Here is a 16,602-nt window from a genome sequence, read left to right as displayed (position 1 = left end):
AGGATGGCGCGGCATCCCTCCTCGACCGCTCTTGCGTAGGTGGACGCAAGCTCCTGGAGCATGGCGTTGTCGATCAGGTTGTGCGGCGGCTTGGCCATGGTGACGACGCCGACGGCACCGTCTTTTTCATACGAAATCGAGCTCATCGATCTTCTCCTTGAGGTGACATCGCCGGGATGGCCGTTTTGCACCGATGGGAGAATGATAACGGTGTTAACTTAGTCTGTTATCGGTGTTAACCCGAACCGGTGCGGTCGAATTCGCACGCGCTGCGCTTGTAAGATCAGCCGAGTTGCAAGGAGCCCTACAGCGATGACCAGCAAGGCGTCACAGATACCCACTCGTAGCGCCTCGCAGCCTGCTGCCAGGAAGCTGCGCGCGCTGCCGCCGCAGCTGCGCGAGCCGACCTACGAGCGGGGCGGATTGCGCAACGCCCTGGTGGAGGAAGGCCGCCGGATGTTCGAGGAGAACGGTGCGAGCGAGCTGAGCCTGCGGGCGCTGGCACGCCGGCTCGGCGTTTCCGAGGCCGCGCCGTCGCGCCACTTCAAAGGCAAGGAGGAGTTGCTCGCCGCAATCGCGATCAGCGGCTTCAAGGAGCTTGCCGAACAGCGCATGGAGATCTCCGCGCGGCACCTGCCCGCGCTGCCGAAGGCGCGCGAGATGATGCTGAGCTACGTGCGCTTCGCGCAAATGCACGCGGGGCTGTTCGACCTGATGACCGGTCCCCGGCTGCTGCAGGAATTCGTGCGTGGCGATGTCGAGGCAACGAGCAACATCTCGTACTCGTACTTCTCGGACTCGGTGTTCGAGCTGGCGCTCGAGAGCGGCTGGGACAGCGAGCAGCTCCACTACCTTTCGCATGCTGCCTGGTCGACGGAGCACGGCGTCGCGGCGCTCCTCCTGGGCGGGCGCATCCCCCGCACCGACAGCAACCTCGACCCGCAGCGCATGATCGAGTTCTCGATCGATCTGTTTCTTGCTGCGGTCGTCTCGGGTCCGGAGAAGTTCGAGCAGACCCGGATGCAGCCGCCCTCTCCGCGTCGCTCTTGAGCCTAGGGGCGCTCAGCGCACAGGGCAAGCAGCCGAACTCCGGCCGCTTGCGCCCTCGCGTCATCCGACCTCGCCGCCCTCCTCCACGAGGCTTGCCACGAAGTCCAGCAGCGCCCGCGTCTTGGCCGGTACGTGATGGCGAGTGGGATAGTAGGCATACAGCGGGAAGCGCTCATCCGGCCAGTCCGGAAACAGGGGCACGAGTTTCTTCCGGGCGATGAAGGACTCGGCCCCCAACTCGAAGAGCTGAGCGATGCCGTGGCCGGCCAGGCAGGTGCTGTAGAGGGTACCCGCGTCATTGACGGTCAGTGCGCCGCGCGCCGCTACCGTGAGCTTGCGGCGACGCTGGTGGAACTCCCAGGAGAAGGGCCGACCCGTCGCCGAGTCGCGGAACAGGATGCACCGGTGATGCCCGGCCTCGAGTTCACGCGGGTCGGACGGGCAGCCATGGCGCCGGACGTAGCCCGGCGACGCCACCGTCAGCACCCGGGTGTCGAGCAGCTTTCGCGCCACCAGGGACGAGGGCCGGGGATGTCCGAAGCGAATGGCCAGGTCGAAGCCGTCGGCCACCATGTCGCCCAGGTCGTCTCGGCTGCGGAGTTCCATTTCCAGGTCCGGATGGCGGTCCAGGAAGATGCCCAGTCGAGGGCCCAGGATGAGACGCGAGAAGAAAGGGTCGACGTTGACCCGAAGGCGGCCTCGCACAGCCGCACCGCCGCCTGCGGCGCCGCTGGTGGCTTCCGCCAGCGCGCCGACCAGCGGCATGACCTGCTCGTAGAAGCGCAGTCCCTCGTCGGTCAGCCGCACCGACCGGGTGGTGCGCTCGAACACGCGGATGCCCAAGCGCGTCTCCAGCCGCGCAACGGCGCGGCTGACACCGGACTGGGACATGTCAAGCGCTTCTCCGGCGCGTCCGAAGCTTGCGGTGTCGACGACCGCCGCCATGACGTCGATGCCTTCGAGAAGTTGTGTACTGAAACCTGCCATTGATGACTTCCAAGCATGAAACAAATGAGTTTCATGCTATCGCCTTTCGCCCGCACCGCGCCCAAAATCCTTCTCAATAGGGCGTACGGTGCGCCGCATCAGGAGAAAGATCATGTTTGTTGTCACGGGAGTCACTGGCAAGGTGGGTGCTCAGGTCGCAAAGAAACTGCTGGCCGCCGGCGTGCCGGTACGGGCTGTCCTGCGGGATCAGGCCAAGGCTGCGAGCTGGCATTCGCTCGGTTGCGAGACAGCGTTCGCATCCATGGATGACGCGGGTGCCCTGGCGACCGCCTTCGATGGTGCAGAAGCGGTCTTCGTGCTGTTGCCCCCGGTGTTCGACCCCTCGGCCGGCTATGCCGAAACGCGGGCCAACGTCGCGGCGCTGGTGGCCGCCTTGCAGCAGGCCCGGCCCCGGCGCGTGGTGGCCCTGTCGACCATCGGCGCCCAGGCGACGGAAGAAAACCTGCTGACGCAGCTGCAGATGATGGAGCGCGGCTTTGCCGCGCTGGCCATGCCGGTCGCCTTTCTGCGCGCTGCGTGGTTCATGGAGAACGCTGCGTGGGACATCGACGACGCCCGGTCGCGCGGTGTCGTGTCGAGCTTCCTCCAGCCGTTGGACAAGCCGGTTCCGATGGTCGCGACGGCAGACGTCGCCGCCACCGCGGCGCAGATGCTGCAAGACCATTGGGAGGGGCGCCGGGTGGTCGAACTCGAAGGACCGGTTCGGGTCACGCCACAGGTGCTGGCCGCGACGCTGGGCCGCGTTCTGGCGCGCGATGTCCTTGCCCAGCCAGTGCCGCGGTCGATGTGGGAATCGTTGTTTCGTTCGCAGGGCATGGCCAACCCCTTGCCGCGCATTCGAATGCTGGACGGCTTCAACGAAGGCTGGATCGAATTCGAAGGCGGGCCCAGCGCATCGCGCAAGGGTGCGACAGAACTCGAGGCCGTCTTGCGCGGCCTCGCAGACCCCGAGCACGCCTGAGGAGGCCCTTCAGCGGCGGCCCGCGGGCATGCTTTCAGAAAGCCAACGCAGCCCCATCCTTGCGCGGGTCGCTCCCTGCCGATACGAGCGGCCGGTCTGGATCGATGGCGATCATCTGTCCGCCGCCCCACGGCACCTGGACGCGCTCCACAGGATGGCCCCTGGCGTGGAGATCGGCCAGGACGGCGTCGGAGATCCCTCGCTCGGCCTCGAATGCGCCCGTGAAGCGGAAACCTCGCGGAGCATCGAGGGCCTCCTGCACGTTCATGCGGAAATCTACGACGTTCTGCAATGTATGCACGACGCCGGTCGCCTGGTAGGGCCCGCCCATCACGCCGAAGGACAGCGCCGGGCGGCCGTCACGCATCGCAATGGCGGGAATGATGGTGTGAAGCGGCCGCTTGCGCGGTCGAACGCTGTTGGCGTGGCCGGGTTGCACCCGGAATCCCGCCCCGCGGTTCTGGAAGGCCACGCCGGTCTGGGGGCACACCTTCCCCGAGCCGAAAGCATGGAACAGCGAGCTGATCAGGGAACAGACGTTGCCCTCGCCATCGACGACCGACAGATAGACCGTGTCGGACTGGCCGATCCCGGGCAGCACGATCTGCGCCGGCATGGCCCGCCGGGGATCGATGCGCTCACGCAAGCGCGCCGCGAAGCGCTCGGACAGCAGTTCCTGCACCGGGACCTCGGCGAATGCGGGGTCGGCGACATAGGCGTCGCGCGCGCCGTAGGCCAGCCGGCACGCCTCGATCTGCAGGTGAAACCGATCTGCGCCGGCCGGCTCGAAGCCCGAATGATCGAAGCCCGCCAGGATGTTGAGCATCAGCAGGGCCGTCAAGCCTTGCCCGCTGGGGGGCATCTGGACGATGTCGAGGCCTCGATAGCGCGTCTGGATCGGCTCGACATAGAAGCTGGCGAAGTCGGCGAAGTCGGCCGCAGCGTGCGTGCCGCCGAGTCGTTGGAGCGAGGACACCATCGCCTTGGCGAGCGAGCCGCGATAGAAGGCGTCGATGCCCTCGGAGGCAATCGTGCGCAAGGTCCTGGCGAGCGCGGGGAAGCGCACGAGATCGCCGGCGCGCGGGGGCTCGCCCGCCGGCGTCAGCAGGTGGCGGCATGCGCCCTCGTCGTGCCGCAGCTTGGCGGTTTCGGCACGCCAATCTTCGGCCGCGCGCTCCGCGAGCACGATGCCGTGTTCGGCATAGTCGATCGTCGGCTCTAGGATCTCGGCCAGGGACCGGGTGCCGTGGTCGCGCAGCAGGCGGCCCCAGGCATCGAGCGCGCCCGGGATCGTGACCGAATGGATGTCCTCCGTATCGATGCGGTCGATGCCTTCGGCCAGCAGGCCCGAGTCGCTCAAGCCCTGCGGTGCGTAGCCCGCACCGTTCAGCGCGTGCAGCGACTGCGTGTCGGCTCGCCACACCAGGGCGAAGCAGTCCCCACCGAGCCCGGTGTTGTGGGGCTCCAGCACCGATTGCAGCGAACAGGCCGTCAGCGCCGCATCGACGGCGTTTCCGCCCGCGCGCATCACTTCGATGGCGATCGCGCTCGACAGCGGATGGGAGGTCGCCGCCGCGCCGCGCGAGCCCATGGCGACCGAACGTCCGGGTCTGTGGAGATCACGCATGCGCGGATCCTGGCATGGGGCGCCGGCCTCGTTCGAGCAGCGACGCGATCTCGCTGCGCGTCGGAAAGGAAGGCATGGTGTTGCGCCGCGTGACGGACAGCGATGCCGCGGCCACGGCGGTCTGCGTGGCCAGGCCGAGCGGATGGCCCGTCGACAGCAGGCCGACCAGCGTGCCGGCGAAGACATCTCCCGCACCGGCGGTGTCCACGGTTTCGACCTGCGGTGCGGCGATGGTCGCCTGGCCCGCCTCGGTGGAGATCAGCGCGCCCCGCGGACCCAAGGTGACGATGCCCGTCCCGGCGCCACGCGCGCGCAAGGCCTTGCCGACATCGGCCGCGCCCGCCGTCAGGATCGCGGCCTCACCGGCATTGGCGATGACGATGTCGCAGAGCCTCAGCAGCGCATGCATGTCCCACGCGATCGGCGCCGTGTTCAGGACGCACGAGGCGCCGCGCGCCCTGCCCGCTTCGGCTGCCGCATGCGTCGCCTGCGCCGAGAGATTGCCCTGCAGCAGCAGGAAGTCGCCGGGCACCAGCGTGTCGCACAAGCGCATCGCCTGCTCCGGCGTGATCGAACGCGCACAGCCCGCACTGCTGACGATGACGTTCTCGCCGCCTTCGGCCACCCAGATCGACGAGAGGTCGGTGGGCGCGTCGCCGGCCAGCCACAGCGCCTCGAGCTCCGCCTCGCCGGCCAGGCTTTGGGCGAGCAGGTCCGCGTCCGCATCGCGCCCCACGGGCGCCGCCAGCGTCACGCGGGCGCCGGTCCGGGCTGCCGCCACCGCCTGGTTCAGGCCCTTGCCGCCGGCACAGCGCGCGATGCCGGACGCCAGGACGGTCTCGCCAGGCGCTGGCAGGCGCTCGACGCAATGGACCTGATCGACGGTCGCATTGCCCAGCACGAAGACGCGGCTCATCCCCGGGCCTCGCGCACGACCGCCATGAACGACGCCAGCCGCTGGGGATCGACGGCGTTCCACCAGCCGCCTGCGTGCTTCAAGGCGCTGGCGACGATGACCGCGTCGGCGTGGCCGAAGATCGCCGCGACGTTGTCCGCGTTGACGCCGCTGCCCACCATGACGGGCAGGGCCGTGGCGCCGCGGACCGTCGCCAGTTCGTCGAGCCGGGCGCTGTCGCCGGTACGCTGTCCGGTGACGATCACGGCATCGGCGTCGAAGAACTCGCAGTCGCGGGTCAGCTCCTCCAAGGTGCGGTCGGCCACGATGGCGTGCGCGCCGTGCTTGACGTGCACGTCCGTGAAGATCGCGACATCCTTGGCGCGCAGCCAGCTGCGGTAGCGGCTGGCCTCGCCCGACTTGCCTTCCATGAAACCCTCGTTGGCGACATAGGCGTTGGCCCATTGGTTGACGCGGACGAAGGCCGCGCCCGACGCCTTGGCAACGGCGATGCCCTGCACGGCGCCGTTGGCGAGCACGTTGATGCCGATCGGCAGGCCGCACTCACGTCGCACGATGTCGGCCATGGTGGCCATGCAGGCGGCGGTCTCGGGTCCGAGCTCGTCGGGCTTGGCGAAGGGAATGTCGCCGTGGTTCTCGACGATCAGCCCATCGACCCCGCCCTCGCGGTAGCGCTCGGCCTCGGCCCGCGCGAAGTCGTAGATGCGCTGCACTGGCTCGCCGTCGTAGTGCGGCGAGCCAGGCAGCGGCAGCGAATGGATGACGCCGATCACGGCCTTGCCGCGCCCGAAGATCCGCGCGATGGCATCGTCCTTGGCGCGGTAGATGGAGGTGTTGACAGACAAGATGGAGACTCCGGAGGTCAGTGGGGGGAAAGAGCGGAAACGTCGGAAGCAGCCGCCTGCCGCGGCGAGGCGCAGGCTTCGGCGTCTGCCGCCGCGCGGGCATGGCGAAGCAGGCCCAGGCGGGTTCGGTAGGCCGCAGTCATGCGCTCCTCGCCGTCGTCGACGGCGGCGAAAGTCGGCAGGTCGGCGGCACGCAGGCAGGCCGACAGGCGGGGCGCGGGTGCGGCCTTCGCCAGCACCGGCTCGCCGGCCATGCAGAGCTCCATGCGATGCGCACAGCGCGAGGCGAAGCGGCACTGCGACCAGGTCGAGAACGGACTGGGTGGTTCGCCGGCTATTGCCTCGCGCTGGCGCACGACGTCCGGAACCGGGCTGGGCGTTGCCGCGAGCAGCATGCGCGTGTAGGGATGCCGCGGATCGGTGAAGACCGTCTCCGAAGGTCCGGTCTCGACCAGCCGGCCGGCATACAGCACGCCGATGTGCGTTGCGAGATGCCGCACCACGGCCATGTCATGCGAGATGAACACGTACGAGACGCCCAGCCTGGCACGCAGCTCGCCCAGCAGGTTGACCACCTGCGCCTGGATCGAAAGGTCCAGCGCCGAGACGGGCTCGTCGCAGACGATCAGCTCGGGCTCCACCGCCAGGGCACGCGCGATCGCGATGCGCTGGCGCTGCCCGCCGGAGAACTCGTGCGGATAACGCGCCGCATGGCGACCATCGAGCCCGACCAGCGTCAGCAGTTCCGCGACGCGGTCCGCCACTTGTGCGCGCGGCCGCAGACGGTGCAACAGGATCGGCTCCGCGATGGCGGCCCCGATGCGCACGCGCGGATCGAGCGAGCCGAACGGGTCCTGGAAGATGATCTGGACCCGGCGCCGCAGACGCCGCAGCGCCCCGGCATCGAGTGCGCGGACATCGATGCCGTCGAAATGGATCCGCCCGGCATCCGGCTCGATCAGCCGAAGCAGCATGCGCCCGATCGTGGTCTTGCCCGAACCGCTTTCGCCCACCAGCGCGAACACGTCGCCGCGATTCAGCGAGAAGTTGATGTCCGAAACCACGCGCGCCGATTTCGCCTGGCCGAAGAGGCCGCCGCCCGACACGTAGGTCTTCGATACCTGCTCGACCGAGAGAAGGGGGTTGCTCATGAGAGGTGCTCCTCAAGGGGTGCGTGCCAGCAGGAAACCCAGTGCGCGGGCGCGATCTCACGCAGCGGCGGATAGTCTTCGCGGCACCGCGCCGCGGCGAACGGGCAACGCGGCGCGAAGCGGCAGCCCTTCGGCATCGCGCCCGGCGCGGGCACCTGGCCTTCGATCGTGGCCAGCGGCCGGCCGCGCTCGTCGGCGCGCGGCATCGCGGCGAACAGCGCCAGCGTGTACGGGTGCATCGGATCGCCGAACAGCGCCGTGCGGGACGCCCGCTCCACGATGCGCCCGGCATACATGACGGCGACCTCGTCGGCGATCTCGGCGACCACGGCCAGGTTGTGCGTGATGAAGAGGACGGCGGTCCCCAGCTGTGCGCGCAGGTCGTCGATCAGCCGCAGGATCTGGCTCTGGATGGTCACGTCCAGTGCCGTGGTCGGCTCGTCGGCGATCAGGATCGCCGGCTTGCAGATCAGCGCCATCGCGATCATCACCCGCTGGCGCATGCCACCCGAAAGCTGATGCGGATAGGCCCGCAGTCGAGCCTCGGGCGCCGGTATCTGGACCTGCCGGAACATCGCCAATGCGACCTCCCGCGCGGCTTCCTGGCGCAGGCCCTGGTGGACTCTCAGCGTCTCCGTGATCTGGTCGCCCACGGTCATCACCGGGTTCAGCGCCGTCATCGGCTCCTGGAAGACCATGGCCATGCGGTTGCCACGGATCGCGTTCAACCGCTTTTCGCTGGCCTGGGCGAGGTCTTCGCCGTCCAGCACGAAGCGGTCCGCCGCGAGGCGCATGACTGGCGACAGCAGGCGCATCAGCGAGAGCGCGGTCAGGCTCTTCCCGGAGCCCGATTCACCGACGAGGCAGAGAATGCGCCCGCTGTTCAAGGCGAGGTCGACGCCGTCCACGATGGCCGGGCCGTCACCCACGCCCACGCGCAGGTTGGCCACGGCCAGCATCGGGTCGGATTGCGTCGCATTCTGCCGGGCAGGTTCGGCCGGCGAACGGGCAAGCTCTGGCGGTTGCATGGCTTTCATAGGTCGCTACTGGAAGCTCGCGAACTGCAGGTGCAAGGCGCCGTCGGGATACTGCTGCCAGTTCAGCCGCTTGACCGAAGCCTGCAGCGTTGCCGGGAAAGTCAGGAAGAGCATCGGCGCATCGTTCGCGATCTGTGCCTCCGCTTCGCGATAGAGCTTCGAGCGCTCGGCCTGCGCTGGCGTGCTGCGTGCGCTGTTCAGCAAAGCGGTGACCTTGTCGCTGCGGTAGTCCATGAAGTTGTTGGAGCCGGCCTTGACGAAGAAGTTGTAGAGGTTGCCGTCGGGGTCCGTGCGGCCCGTCCAAGGGGACATGCACAGGTCGAAATCCTTCTGCCGCAGCACGCTGATCAGGCTGGTGGCGTCGATCTGCCGGATGTCGACCTTGAACCCGGCCTGGTTGGCCTGCGCCTGCAACACCTCGGCCGTGCGGACCTGCGCGGGCGAGTTGGTGACGGTGATCGAGACGGGCACGGGGGCGGTCTTGCCCGCGTCGGCCAGCAACTTGCGCGCCGCCGCCGCGTTCGCCTTGTAGGGCGCGAAGGCCGCGTCGTGGGCCCAGCCCATCGTGGGCGGGATCGCGCCTTGGGCGATGCTGCCGGTACCGAAGTAAACCGCGCGCAGGATCGCCTGCTTGTCGATGGCGGTGGTGAAGGCCTGCCTGACCCGCACGTCGTCGAAGGGCGCCTTGGCCGTGTTGAACGAAAAGGCGTTGAAGCCGAGCCCCGGCGTCTGCTTGAGCGTCAGGTTGGCCTCCCGGCCAAGCTGTGTGGCGTTCTGCGCCGGCACGGCATCGACGAGTTGCACCGTTGCCGAGCGCAGGTTGGTCAGCCGCACGGTCTCGTCGGCGATCGGGCGAAAAACGATCCGCTCGATCTTCGCGGGGCCGCGCCAGTAGCCGGGGAAGCGCTCCAGCACGAGCTCGGAGTTCTTGGTCCAGCTCACCAGCTTGTAGGGGCCCGCGCCCACGCCCTTCGTCGCGAAGTCGGCGCCCAGGGCTTTCAGCGCACTCGGCGAAACCATCATGCCCGACCGGTTCGAAAGCACCTGGAGCAACGGCGCATAAACCGTCTTGAGCTTGATGGTGAAGGTCAGGGGGCCCGTGACCGTGACGGTGTCGATCGACGACAGCTCACTGCGGCGCGGCGAGCCGGTGGCCGGGTCGAGCATCCGGTCGAAGTTTGCCTTGACGGCCGCGGCGTCGAGCGGCGTTGCGTCGTGGAAACTCAGGTTCGGCCTGAGCGTGAAGAGGTAGGTGAGCGGGTCCGGCGTCTCGACGCTCGCGAGCCCGGGCTCGATCTTGAGATCCGGCGTGACGTGCACCAGCGGCTCATACAGGTTGTACTGGATGGAGAGCTCGAAGAACGAGGCCATCAGGGCGGGATCGAGCGTGACGGGATCGGAGACGATCCCCACCGTGAGCGTGTGGGTCTGCTGCGCCAGGGCGGGGAGCCCCGACAGCACGATCGGCGCGGCGGAGAGAAAGGCGGCGAAGCGACGCCGATGGATGGGGAACTGCATGGCACATCTCCAGGTTGAACTGTCGTCGAGGCACTAGTCGCGCGGGTCGAAGCGGTCGCGCAGACCGTCGCCCAGCAGGTTGCAGCCGAGCACCGTCAAAAAGATCGCGGCGCCGGGAAACAGGGCCAGCCACGGCGCCTGTTCCATGAAGCCGATCGCGTTGCGCAGCATGTTTCCCCAGGTTGCGGTGGGCGGCTGTGCGCCCAGCCCGAGGAAGGACAAATACGATTCGGTGATGATGGCCGAAGCGAAGAGCAGCGACCCCTGCACGATCACCGGCGCAAGGATGTTCGGCAGGATCGTGCGCAAGAGGATGTTCGCAGTGCGGAAGCCCAGGGCGCGCTTGGCCTCGACGAACTCGAGCTGCCGCACCACCAGTGTCTGGGCCCGCGCGACGCGCGCGAAGACCGGAAGATTGACCACCGCGATCGCGAGCACGGCATTGGTCAGGCTCGGGCCGAGCACGGCCGTGATCGCAAGCGCCAGCAGGATGCTCGGAAAGGCGAACACCACATCCATCGCGCGCATGATGAGCGCCTCGGTCCAACGGCCGAAATAGCCCGCCACCAGACCGAGGCCGGTGCCCGCCAGGGCCGCGACCACGACGCTGAGAATGCCGACGAACAACGAAGTCCGCGCGCCATAGACGATGCGCGTGAGCACGTCGCGGCCCAGTTCGTCGGTGCCCAGCCAATGTGCGGCGGAAGGCGGCGACAGGGTGTTGACGAAATCGGGGAAGTCCGGCGCATAGGGTGCGATGAGCGGCGCGCCCAATGCGGCGATGGCCGCCAGGACGACGAGGCCCAGGCCCAGCGCCGCGCGCGGATCGCGAGTCATCGTGCGCAGGAAGGCGGCCATGCCGGCCGGCCGATGGATGGCGTTCGCGCTCGCGCTCATGACAGCCTCACCCTTGGATCGAGCACCGTGTAGACGAGGTCCGTCGCCAGGTTGATCAGCACGAATGCGACCGCCGTCAACAGCACCGCGCCTTGAACGACGGGGTAGTCTCGCGCGAAGATCGCATCGACCGTCAGCTTGCCGATGCCCGGCCAGGAGAACACCGTCTCGGTCACGACCACGCCGCCGAGCAGCTGGCCGAGCTGGATGCCGAGCAGTGTCACGATCGGAATGCGCGCATTGCGCAGGGCATGCCCCCACACCACGCGGCGCCGCGGCAGTCCCTTGGCGCGCGCCGTGCGCACGTAGTCGGAGCGCAGGACTTCCAGCATCGTCGCGCGCGTCATGCGCATGGTGGCGGCCGCCAGCGCCGCTCCCAGCGTCAGCGCCGGCAACACGAGATGGCGCAGGTGCTCCAGCGGATCGGCCGTCAGCGAGACGTAGCCCGAGGCCGGCAGGATCGGCCAGTAGATCGAGAAGGCCAGGATGAGCAAGACGCCGAGCCAGAAGCTCGGCATCGACAGGCCGCACAGCGCGAGGAACGAAGCGGCGTAGTCCGCGCTGGTGTTGCGGCGGGTGGCGGCCACGATCCCGGCGGGAATGGCGATCGCCAGCGAGATCGCCAGCGCCGCCGCGGCCAGCAGCGCCGTCGGTCCCAGCGCGCCCAGCAACAGCGGCAGGACCGGACGTCCGCCCTGGACCGAACGTCCGAAATCGCCCGCGAAGATGTGGCCGATCCAGGTGACGTACTGAATCACGATGGGCTGGTCGAGCGCGAGTTGCTGCCGCAAGGCGGCGATCGCCTGCGGGTCGGCGTCCAGCCCCAGCAGCGCGATGGCGGGGTCACCCGGCACCAGCCGGATCAGGAAGAACGCCACGACCGAGGTGCCGAGCAGGATCGGCACGAGCGCGATCAACCGTGCGAGCAGATAGCGGGCCATGGCGAATATTCCAATCCGGGGTTGCGTCCGAGGGAAGGCTTCGGCACGGCCACGGCGGCCGCGAAGCTGGCGAGGGCGTCATTCGCCATAGGGAATCCAGATGTTCTTGACCTGCGTGGCATGCCGCAGGAAGGGCGCGCCCTCGGCCGCGGCGCCGTCCTGCCAGTCGGTGGCCAGGCCATGGTCCACCAGCGTGCGCTTGAGGTTGCCGACGGACAGGCGTTCGGCATCGCGCGACAGCGACGCCGCGCCGAAAACCCAGAGCGCGTCCACGTCGTCGTGCCGGGCCAGTGTCTGCATGAGGCTCTCGGCCGGGCCGGTGACGATGTTCACCACGCCGCCCGGCAGGTCGGAAGTTTCGAGCACTTGGTAGAAGTCGGTCGCGATCAGCGGATGCGATTCGCTCGGCACGATCACCGTGCGGTTGCCCATCGCCAGCAGCGGCGCGAGCAGGCTCACGAAGGACAGCAGCGGCGCTTCGTCCGGGCATACGACACCGACCACGCCGATGGGCTCCACCGTCGCCAATGCCACGCCGCGCAGCGGCGGCACGTGCACCGTCCCTTCGTACTTGTCGGCCCACGCACCGTAAGCGAAGAGGCGGCTCACGGCGGCGTCCACCTCGGCGCGCGCACTGCCTGCCGCCACCTCCGTGAAGCGGACGAGGCGTGCGGCGAATTCGTCCGCGCGCGTGGAGAGGTTTTCCGCCAGGTAGTAGAGGGCCTGCGCGCGACGGTGCGGCGTGGCACTGGACCAGCCGTCCGCCGCACGTGCCGCGGCCACCGCGTTGCGGATGTCCTTGCGGTTGCCCGTGCCCACCTCGCCAAACCGTTGCCCCGAGACGGAAAACACCGCGTGCGACAACTCGCCATCGGGTCGCACCTGTTTGCCGCCGATGAAAAGCTTGGCGGTGCGATCAATGGCCGGCAGTGTCGATGAGGTGACCGGCGCCCGCGCCGTTTCGCCGGTTGCGCCCGGTGCCGCCTGCGCGGCACGCGGCTTGCGCGCGGCCCAGGCGTGTGGCTTGAGGTACTCATGGCAGCCTTCGCGTCCACCCTCTCGGCCGTAGCCCGACTCGCGACAGCCGCCGAAGCCGACGCCCGCATCGAACAGGTTGGTGGCGTTGATCCACACCACGCCCGCTTGCAGCTGCGGTGCGATGCCCAGCGCGAGTCCGATCGTCTCGCTCCAGATGCTGGCTGCCAGGCCGTAGCGCGTGTTGTTGGCCAGCGCCACCGCCTCGTCCGGGGTGCGGAAGGTCATGGTCACGAGCACCGGGCCGAAGATCTCTTCCGTCGCCACGGTCGATGCCGGTTGCACCCCCGTCAACAGCGTCGGTGGATAGAAGCTGCCGCCCGTGGGCAGCGCGCATGATGGCTGGTAGCACTGCGCCCCCTCGCGCACGCCCGTGGCCACCAGCGAGCGCACTCTGTCGAGCTGCGAGCCGTCGATCAGGCTGCCGAGATCGATTGCCTTGTCCAGCGGCATGCCCACGCGCAGCTGCTGCATGCGTCGCTTGAGCCGTTCGATGAAGTCGGCCGCGATGCCTTCCTGCAGCAGCAGCCGCGAGCCGGCGCAGCACACCTGGCCCTGGTTGAGCCAGATGGAATCCACCACGCCTTCCACCGCCGCGTCGATGTCGGCATCGTCGAACACGATGAAGGGCGACTTGCCGCCGAGCTCCAGTGTGAGCGACTTGCCCGAGCCGGCAGTCGCCTCGCGGATAAGGCGGCCCACCTCGGTCGATCCGGTGAAGGCGATCTTGTCGACCCCTTCGTGAGCGACCAGTGCAGCGCCCGTGGCACCGTCGCCCGTCACCACGTTCAGCACGCCTGCAGGCAGGCCCGCCTGCGCCGCCAGCTCGGCAAACAGCAAGGCGCTCAGCGGCGTGAGTTCCGCCGGCTTGAGAACGACGGTGTTGCCAAGCGCCAGCGCCGGCGCGATCTTCCACGCCAGCATGAGCAGCGGGAAGTTCCAGGGAACGATCTGCCCGATCACCCCCAGCGGCACCTGGTCCGCGAATTCGCGTTCCTGCAGTTGCGCCCAGCCGGCATGGTGGTAGAAGTGGCGCGCCACCAGCGGCACGTCGATGTCGCGGGTCTCGCGGATCGGCTTGCCGTTGTCGAGCGCCTCCACCACCGCAAGCAGGCGCGCATGGCGCTGCACCGTGCGCGCCAATGCATACAGATGACGCGCGCGCGCATGGCCGCCGACCGCCATCCAGCCCGGTTGCGCGGCGCGCGCGGCGGTCACGGCGGTGTCGATGTCCGCCGGCGAGCCTTGTGCGATGCGCGCGAGCAGGAGTCCGGTGGCCGGCTCCACGGTCTCGAAGTGGGCACCGGAGTCGGCCCCCGTGAAACGACCGTCGATGAAGTGGCCGAACCCCTGCGCATGGCGCGAGAGCCATTGGCGGGCATCGGTGTCGCTCTCGGGCGCGGGGCCGTAGTCCATGGTGTCGAAATAGCGTGCGACGCTCTTGCTCATCGGTTCATCCGATCGGGTGGCGATTGAAGGCCGAGTAGCGGCCCGTGACGTGGTGTTCCAGCTGGCGCTCGATGTCGGCCAGCAGGCTGGAGGCGCCGATGCGAAACAGGTTCGGCTCCAGCCAGGCGCGTCCCAGTTCTTCCTTCATGAGCGTCTGGTAGTCCAGCGCCAGCCGTGCGGTGCTGACGCCGCCGGCTGGCTTGTAGCCCACCCGGAAGCCGGTGCGGGCCTCGTACTGTCGGATCATGCGCAGCATGACCAGCGTGACCAGCGGCGTGGCATTGACGCCTTCCTTGCCGGTCGAGGTCTTGATGAAATCCGCGCCGGCCATCATGCAGACCAGGGAGGCCTTCGCGACATTGCGCAGTGTCTTGAGCTCGCCGGTCGCCAGGATGGCTTTCACGTGCGCCGCGCCGGCGGCTCGGCGGAAGTCCAGCATCTCGTCGTACAGCCTCTGCCAATGGCCGCCGAGCGCATGTTCGCGCGTGATGACCACGTCAATCTCGGAGGCGCCGTCGCGCACTGAGGCCTCGATCTCCTTCAACTTGAGGCCGTGCGGGACCAGCCCCGCAGGGAACCCCGTCGATACGGCCGCCACCGGGATGCCGGTGCCCGCGAGCGCGTCGACCGCCGTCGCGACGAAGCGGTGATAGACGCAGACGGCGCCCGTGTGCAGTGGGCGATCGGCAAAGCCGAGCACTGCCAGCACATCCGGGCGCACCGGCATCACGGCCTTGGCGCACAGGCGCCGCACACGCTCGGCCGTGTCGTCGCCATTGAGCGTCGTGAGGTCGATGCAGGTGAGGGCCTTCAACAGCCACCCGGCTTGGGCGTCCTGCTTGACCGAGCGCCGGCCGCGCAACGTGGCGACGCGGCGTTCGGCGGCCGAGGGGTTGATGCGGATGCCGTCGATCCAGCCCGCGTCGAACGGCTGCGCGACATTGCGGGCAATTGCGCCCGGGTTGTCGGCCGCCGGCGCGGCTGTCACGGACTCGGAGGGCGGGCGCACCGCGCCTCGGGTGCGGACTAGTGCAGTGGATGTCATGATTAATGTTATTCCAAGAACATGACGTTGCGCAAGATGTTCTTCCAATAACATTTTGATGAGCGATACTTGGCTGGTAGATGAGAGGAACAGAACATGCGAAAGACCGCCGGCGCGGGGGTATTGCGCCTTTCACGGATGCAGGAACTTGTCGAGGCCCGCGGGCCCTTGCCAATCAACGAAGCCGCCCAACTGCTGGCCGTGACCCCGATGACAATCCGCCGCGACCTGTCGGCCCCCGACTCGCCATTGACCGCTCTTGGGGGCTACGTGCTCGCGACCACCCTGCCCTCGGCGGATCGATACTCGCTCGACGTGGCGGGCGACCAGCATGCGGCGCACAAGCGCGTGGCATGTCAACGGGCGGCCAAGTGGGTGCAGGCGCATGACAGCCTGTTCATCGACTGCGGCACCACCATGGCCCATTTCGCAGAGGCCTTGCCGCCGGACATGCCCCTGAGCGTCGTTTGTTACTCCACGAACATCGCGTCGATCCTGAGCCGCCGGCCGAACACGCAACTCATGCTGCTCGGCGGGCTGTACCACCCCTCGTCGGCCAGTTTCCTATCYGACGAGGGCTTGCAGTACCTCAATCGCCTGGGCGTGAACAAGGCCTTTCTGTCCGCCGGCGGGGTGGACCCGCTACGCGGCGCGAGTTGTTCGAACTTTCACGAAGTACCGGTGAAGCAGGCGGCGATGCGCAGCGCATCGCAGACCTTCTTGGTCGTCGATGAAAGCAAGCTCGGCCTGTTGCGGCCGGCCTTCTTCAGCCCCCTCGACGCCTTCGGGCACATCGTCGTGGGCGGGGCGCCGGCGGCGGGGCTGCGCAAGCAGTTCAAGGATTTTTCGATGGTGTTCGCGCAACCTGCCGCTGACTGATCCGGGCATCGAAGGTCCCCTCTCGGCCGGCAATTCAGGGGAGACGTCAGCGTGCTTGCGCTCGATGACTCAACCTTTGAAGAACGCCAGCAGGTCGGGGTTGATGACTTCCGCGTGGGTGGTGAGCATGCCGTGCGGGAAGCCCTTGTACACCTTGAGCGTGCCGTTCTTCAGCAGCTTGACCGACTTCAGCGCCGCGTCGGCGATCGGCACGATCTGGTCGTCGTCGCCATGCATGACCAG

At 68.1% G+C, this 16,602-nt stretch carries 15 protein-coding genes; 3 read left to right on the top strand and 12 right to left on the bottom strand.

Annotation, left to right across the window (positions count from 1 at the left end; genetic code table 11):
- The first annotated feature begins 312 nt into the window (after positions 1-312).
- On the top strand, positions 313-1,050 hold the full coding sequence (locus tag AC1DF3_RS35270) for a TetR/AcrR family transcriptional regulator (RefSeq protein WP_301815704.1): 738 nt from the start codon (positions 313-315) through the stop codon (positions 1,048-1,050).
- A 60-nt stretch (positions 1,051-1,110) separates the two neighbouring features.
- Here AC1DF3_RS35270 and AC1DF3_RS35265 read toward each other — a convergent pair whose 3' ends face one another.
- Positions 1,111-2,037: a LysR family transcriptional regulator gene (locus tag AC1DF3_RS35265; RefSeq protein WP_286537409.1), complete on the bottom strand. Its 927-nt coding sequence runs from the start codon at positions 2,035-2,037 to the stop codon at positions 1,111-1,113.
- Positions 2,038-2,149: 112 nt separating this feature from the next.
- On the opposite strand from AC1DF3_RS35265, the gene AC1DF3_RS35260 reads away from it, so the two are divergent.
- Positions 2,150-3,019 (top strand): NAD(P)H-binding protein, encoded by an 870-nt coding sequence (locus AC1DF3_RS35260; RefSeq protein WP_286537441.1) that lies wholly within the window; start codon positions 2,150-2,152, stop codon positions 3,017-3,019.
- Between the two features lie 34 nt (positions 3,020-3,053).
- Here AC1DF3_RS35260 and ggt read toward each other — a convergent pair whose 3' ends face one another.
- The 10 genes from ggt to deoC form a co-directional block, all read right to left on the bottom strand.
- Entirely contained in the window at positions 3,054-4,646 is a 1,593-nt protein-coding gene (gene ggt / locus AC1DF3_RS35255) for a gamma-glutamyltransferase (RefSeq protein ID WP_478142548.1), read from the bottom strand.
- Positions 4,639-5,562, bottom strand: a complete 924-nt coding sequence (locus AC1DF3_RS35250) for a ribokinase (protein WP_478142547.1) — start codon at positions 5,560-5,562, stop codon at positions 4,639-4,641. The genes ggt and AC1DF3_RS35250 overlap by 8 nt, the downstream gene beginning before the upstream one ends.
- On the bottom strand, positions 5,559-6,407 hold the full coding sequence (locus AC1DF3_RS35245; protein WP_286518803.1) for a BtpA/SgcQ family protein: 849 nt from the start codon (positions 6,405-6,407) through the stop codon (positions 5,559-5,561). The genes AC1DF3_RS35250 and AC1DF3_RS35245 overlap by 4 nt, the downstream gene beginning before the upstream one ends.
- A 17-nt stretch (positions 6,408-6,424) precedes the next feature.
- On the bottom strand, positions 6,425-7,558 hold the full coding sequence (locus AC1DF3_RS35240) for an ABC transporter ATP-binding protein (protein ID WP_478142546.1): 1,134 nt from the start codon (positions 7,556-7,558) through the stop codon (positions 6,425-6,427).
- Entirely contained in the window at positions 7,555-8,517 is a 963-nt protein-coding gene (locus tag AC1DF3_RS35235; protein WP_478142545.1) for an ABC transporter ATP-binding protein, read from the bottom strand. The genes AC1DF3_RS35240 and AC1DF3_RS35235 overlap by 4 nt, the downstream gene beginning before the upstream one ends.
- An 84-nt stretch (positions 8,518-8,601) precedes the next feature.
- Positions 8,602-10,113, bottom strand: a complete 1,512-nt coding sequence (locus AC1DF3_RS35230) for an ABC transporter substrate-binding protein (protein WP_478142544.1) — start codon at positions 10,111-10,113, stop codon at positions 8,602-8,604.
- A gap of 33 nt (positions 10,114-10,146) precedes the next feature.
- On the bottom strand, positions 10,147-10,971 hold the full coding sequence (locus tag AC1DF3_RS35225) for an ABC transporter permease (RefSeq protein ID WP_478142543.1): 825 nt from the start codon (positions 10,969-10,971) through the stop codon (positions 10,147-10,149).
- 35 nt (positions 10,972-11,006) lie between these two features.
- The gene (locus AC1DF3_RS35220; protein WP_301815692.1) at positions 11,007-11,951 is read right to left on the bottom strand and encodes an ABC transporter permease; all 945 of its coding nucleotides are present in this window, start codon (positions 11,949-11,951) and stop codon (positions 11,007-11,009) included.
- 78 nt (positions 11,952-12,029) lie between these two features.
- Positions 12,030-14,435, bottom strand: a complete 2,406-nt coding sequence (locus AC1DF3_RS35215) for an aldehyde dehydrogenase family protein (RefSeq protein ID WP_478142542.1) — start codon at positions 14,433-14,435, stop codon at positions 12,030-12,032.
- A 4-nt stretch (positions 14,436-14,439) separates the two neighbouring features.
- A complete protein-coding gene (gene deoC, locus AC1DF3_RS35210; protein WP_478142541.1) occupies positions 14,440-15,480 on the bottom strand; it encodes a deoxyribose-phosphate aldolase in 1,041 nt (346 codons plus the stop codon).
- Between the two features lie 96 nt (positions 15,481-15,576).
- On the opposite strand from deoC, the gene AC1DF3_RS35205 reads away from it, so the two are divergent.
- On the top strand, positions 15,577-16,359 hold the full coding sequence (locus AC1DF3_RS35205) for a DeoR/GlpR family DNA-binding transcription regulator (RefSeq protein ID WP_286518792.1): 783 nt from the start codon (positions 15,577-15,579) through the stop codon (positions 16,357-16,359).
- Between the two features lie 69 nt (positions 16,360-16,428).
- On the opposite strand, the gene AC1DF3_RS35200 is transcribed toward AC1DF3_RS35205, so the two are convergent.
- Positions 16,429-16,602: alpha/beta fold hydrolase (locus AC1DF3_RS35200; RefSeq protein ID WP_478142549.1), on the bottom strand; the 174-nt coding region annotated here is incomplete at its 5' end.

The organism is Variovorax sp. 10N432 (assembly GCF_056394465.1).
The sequence above is the reverse complement of the archived record's forward strand: the minus strand, read 5'-3'. Positions and strand labels throughout refer to the sequence as shown.

Coding starts and splice junctions, on each gene's coding strand:
- AC1DF3_RS35270 (WP_301815704.1), top strand. CDS start 313: ATGACCAGCAAGGCGTCACAGATACCCACTCGTAGCGCCTCGCAGCCT.
- AC1DF3_RS35235 (WP_478142545.1), bottom strand. CDS start 8,517: ATGCTGGCCGTGGCCAACCTGCGCGTGGGCGTGGGTGACGGCCCGGCC.
- AC1DF3_RS35225 (WP_478142543.1), bottom strand. CDS start 10,971: ATGGCCGCCTTCCTGCGCACGATGACTCGCGATCCGCGCGCGGCGCTG.
- AC1DF3_RS35260 (WP_286537441.1), top strand. CDS start 2,150: ATGTTTGTTGTCACGGGAGTCACTGGCAAGGTGGGTGCTCAGGTCGCA.
- AC1DF3_RS35230 (WP_478142544.1), bottom strand. CDS start 10,113: ATGCAGTTCCCCATCCATCGGCGTCGCTTCGCCGCCTTTCTCTCCGCC.
- AC1DF3_RS35265 (WP_286537409.1), bottom strand. CDS start 2,037: ATGGCAGGTTTCAGTACACAACTTCTCGAAGGCATCGACGTCATGGCG.
- deoC (WP_478142541.1), bottom strand. CDS start 15,480: ATGACATCCACTGCACTAGTCCGCACCCGAGGCGCGGTGCGCCCGCCC.
- AC1DF3_RS35240 (WP_478142546.1), bottom strand. CDS start 7,558: ATGAGCAACCCCCTTCTCTCGGTCGAGCAGGTATCGAAGACCTACGTG.
- AC1DF3_RS35220 (WP_301815692.1), bottom strand. CDS start 11,951: ATGGCCCGCTATCTGCTCGCACGGTTGATCGCGCTCGTGCCGATCCTG.
- AC1DF3_RS35215 (WP_478142542.1), bottom strand. CDS start 14,435: ATGAGCAAGAGCGTCGCACGCTATTTCGACACCATGGACTACGGCCCC.
- ggt (WP_478142548.1), bottom strand. CDS start 4,646: ATGCGTGATCTCCACAGACCCGGACGTTCGGTCGCCATGGGCTCGCGC.
- AC1DF3_RS35250 (WP_478142547.1), bottom strand. CDS start 5,562: ATGAGCCGCGTCTTCGTGCTGGGCAATGCGACCGTCGATCAGGTCCAT.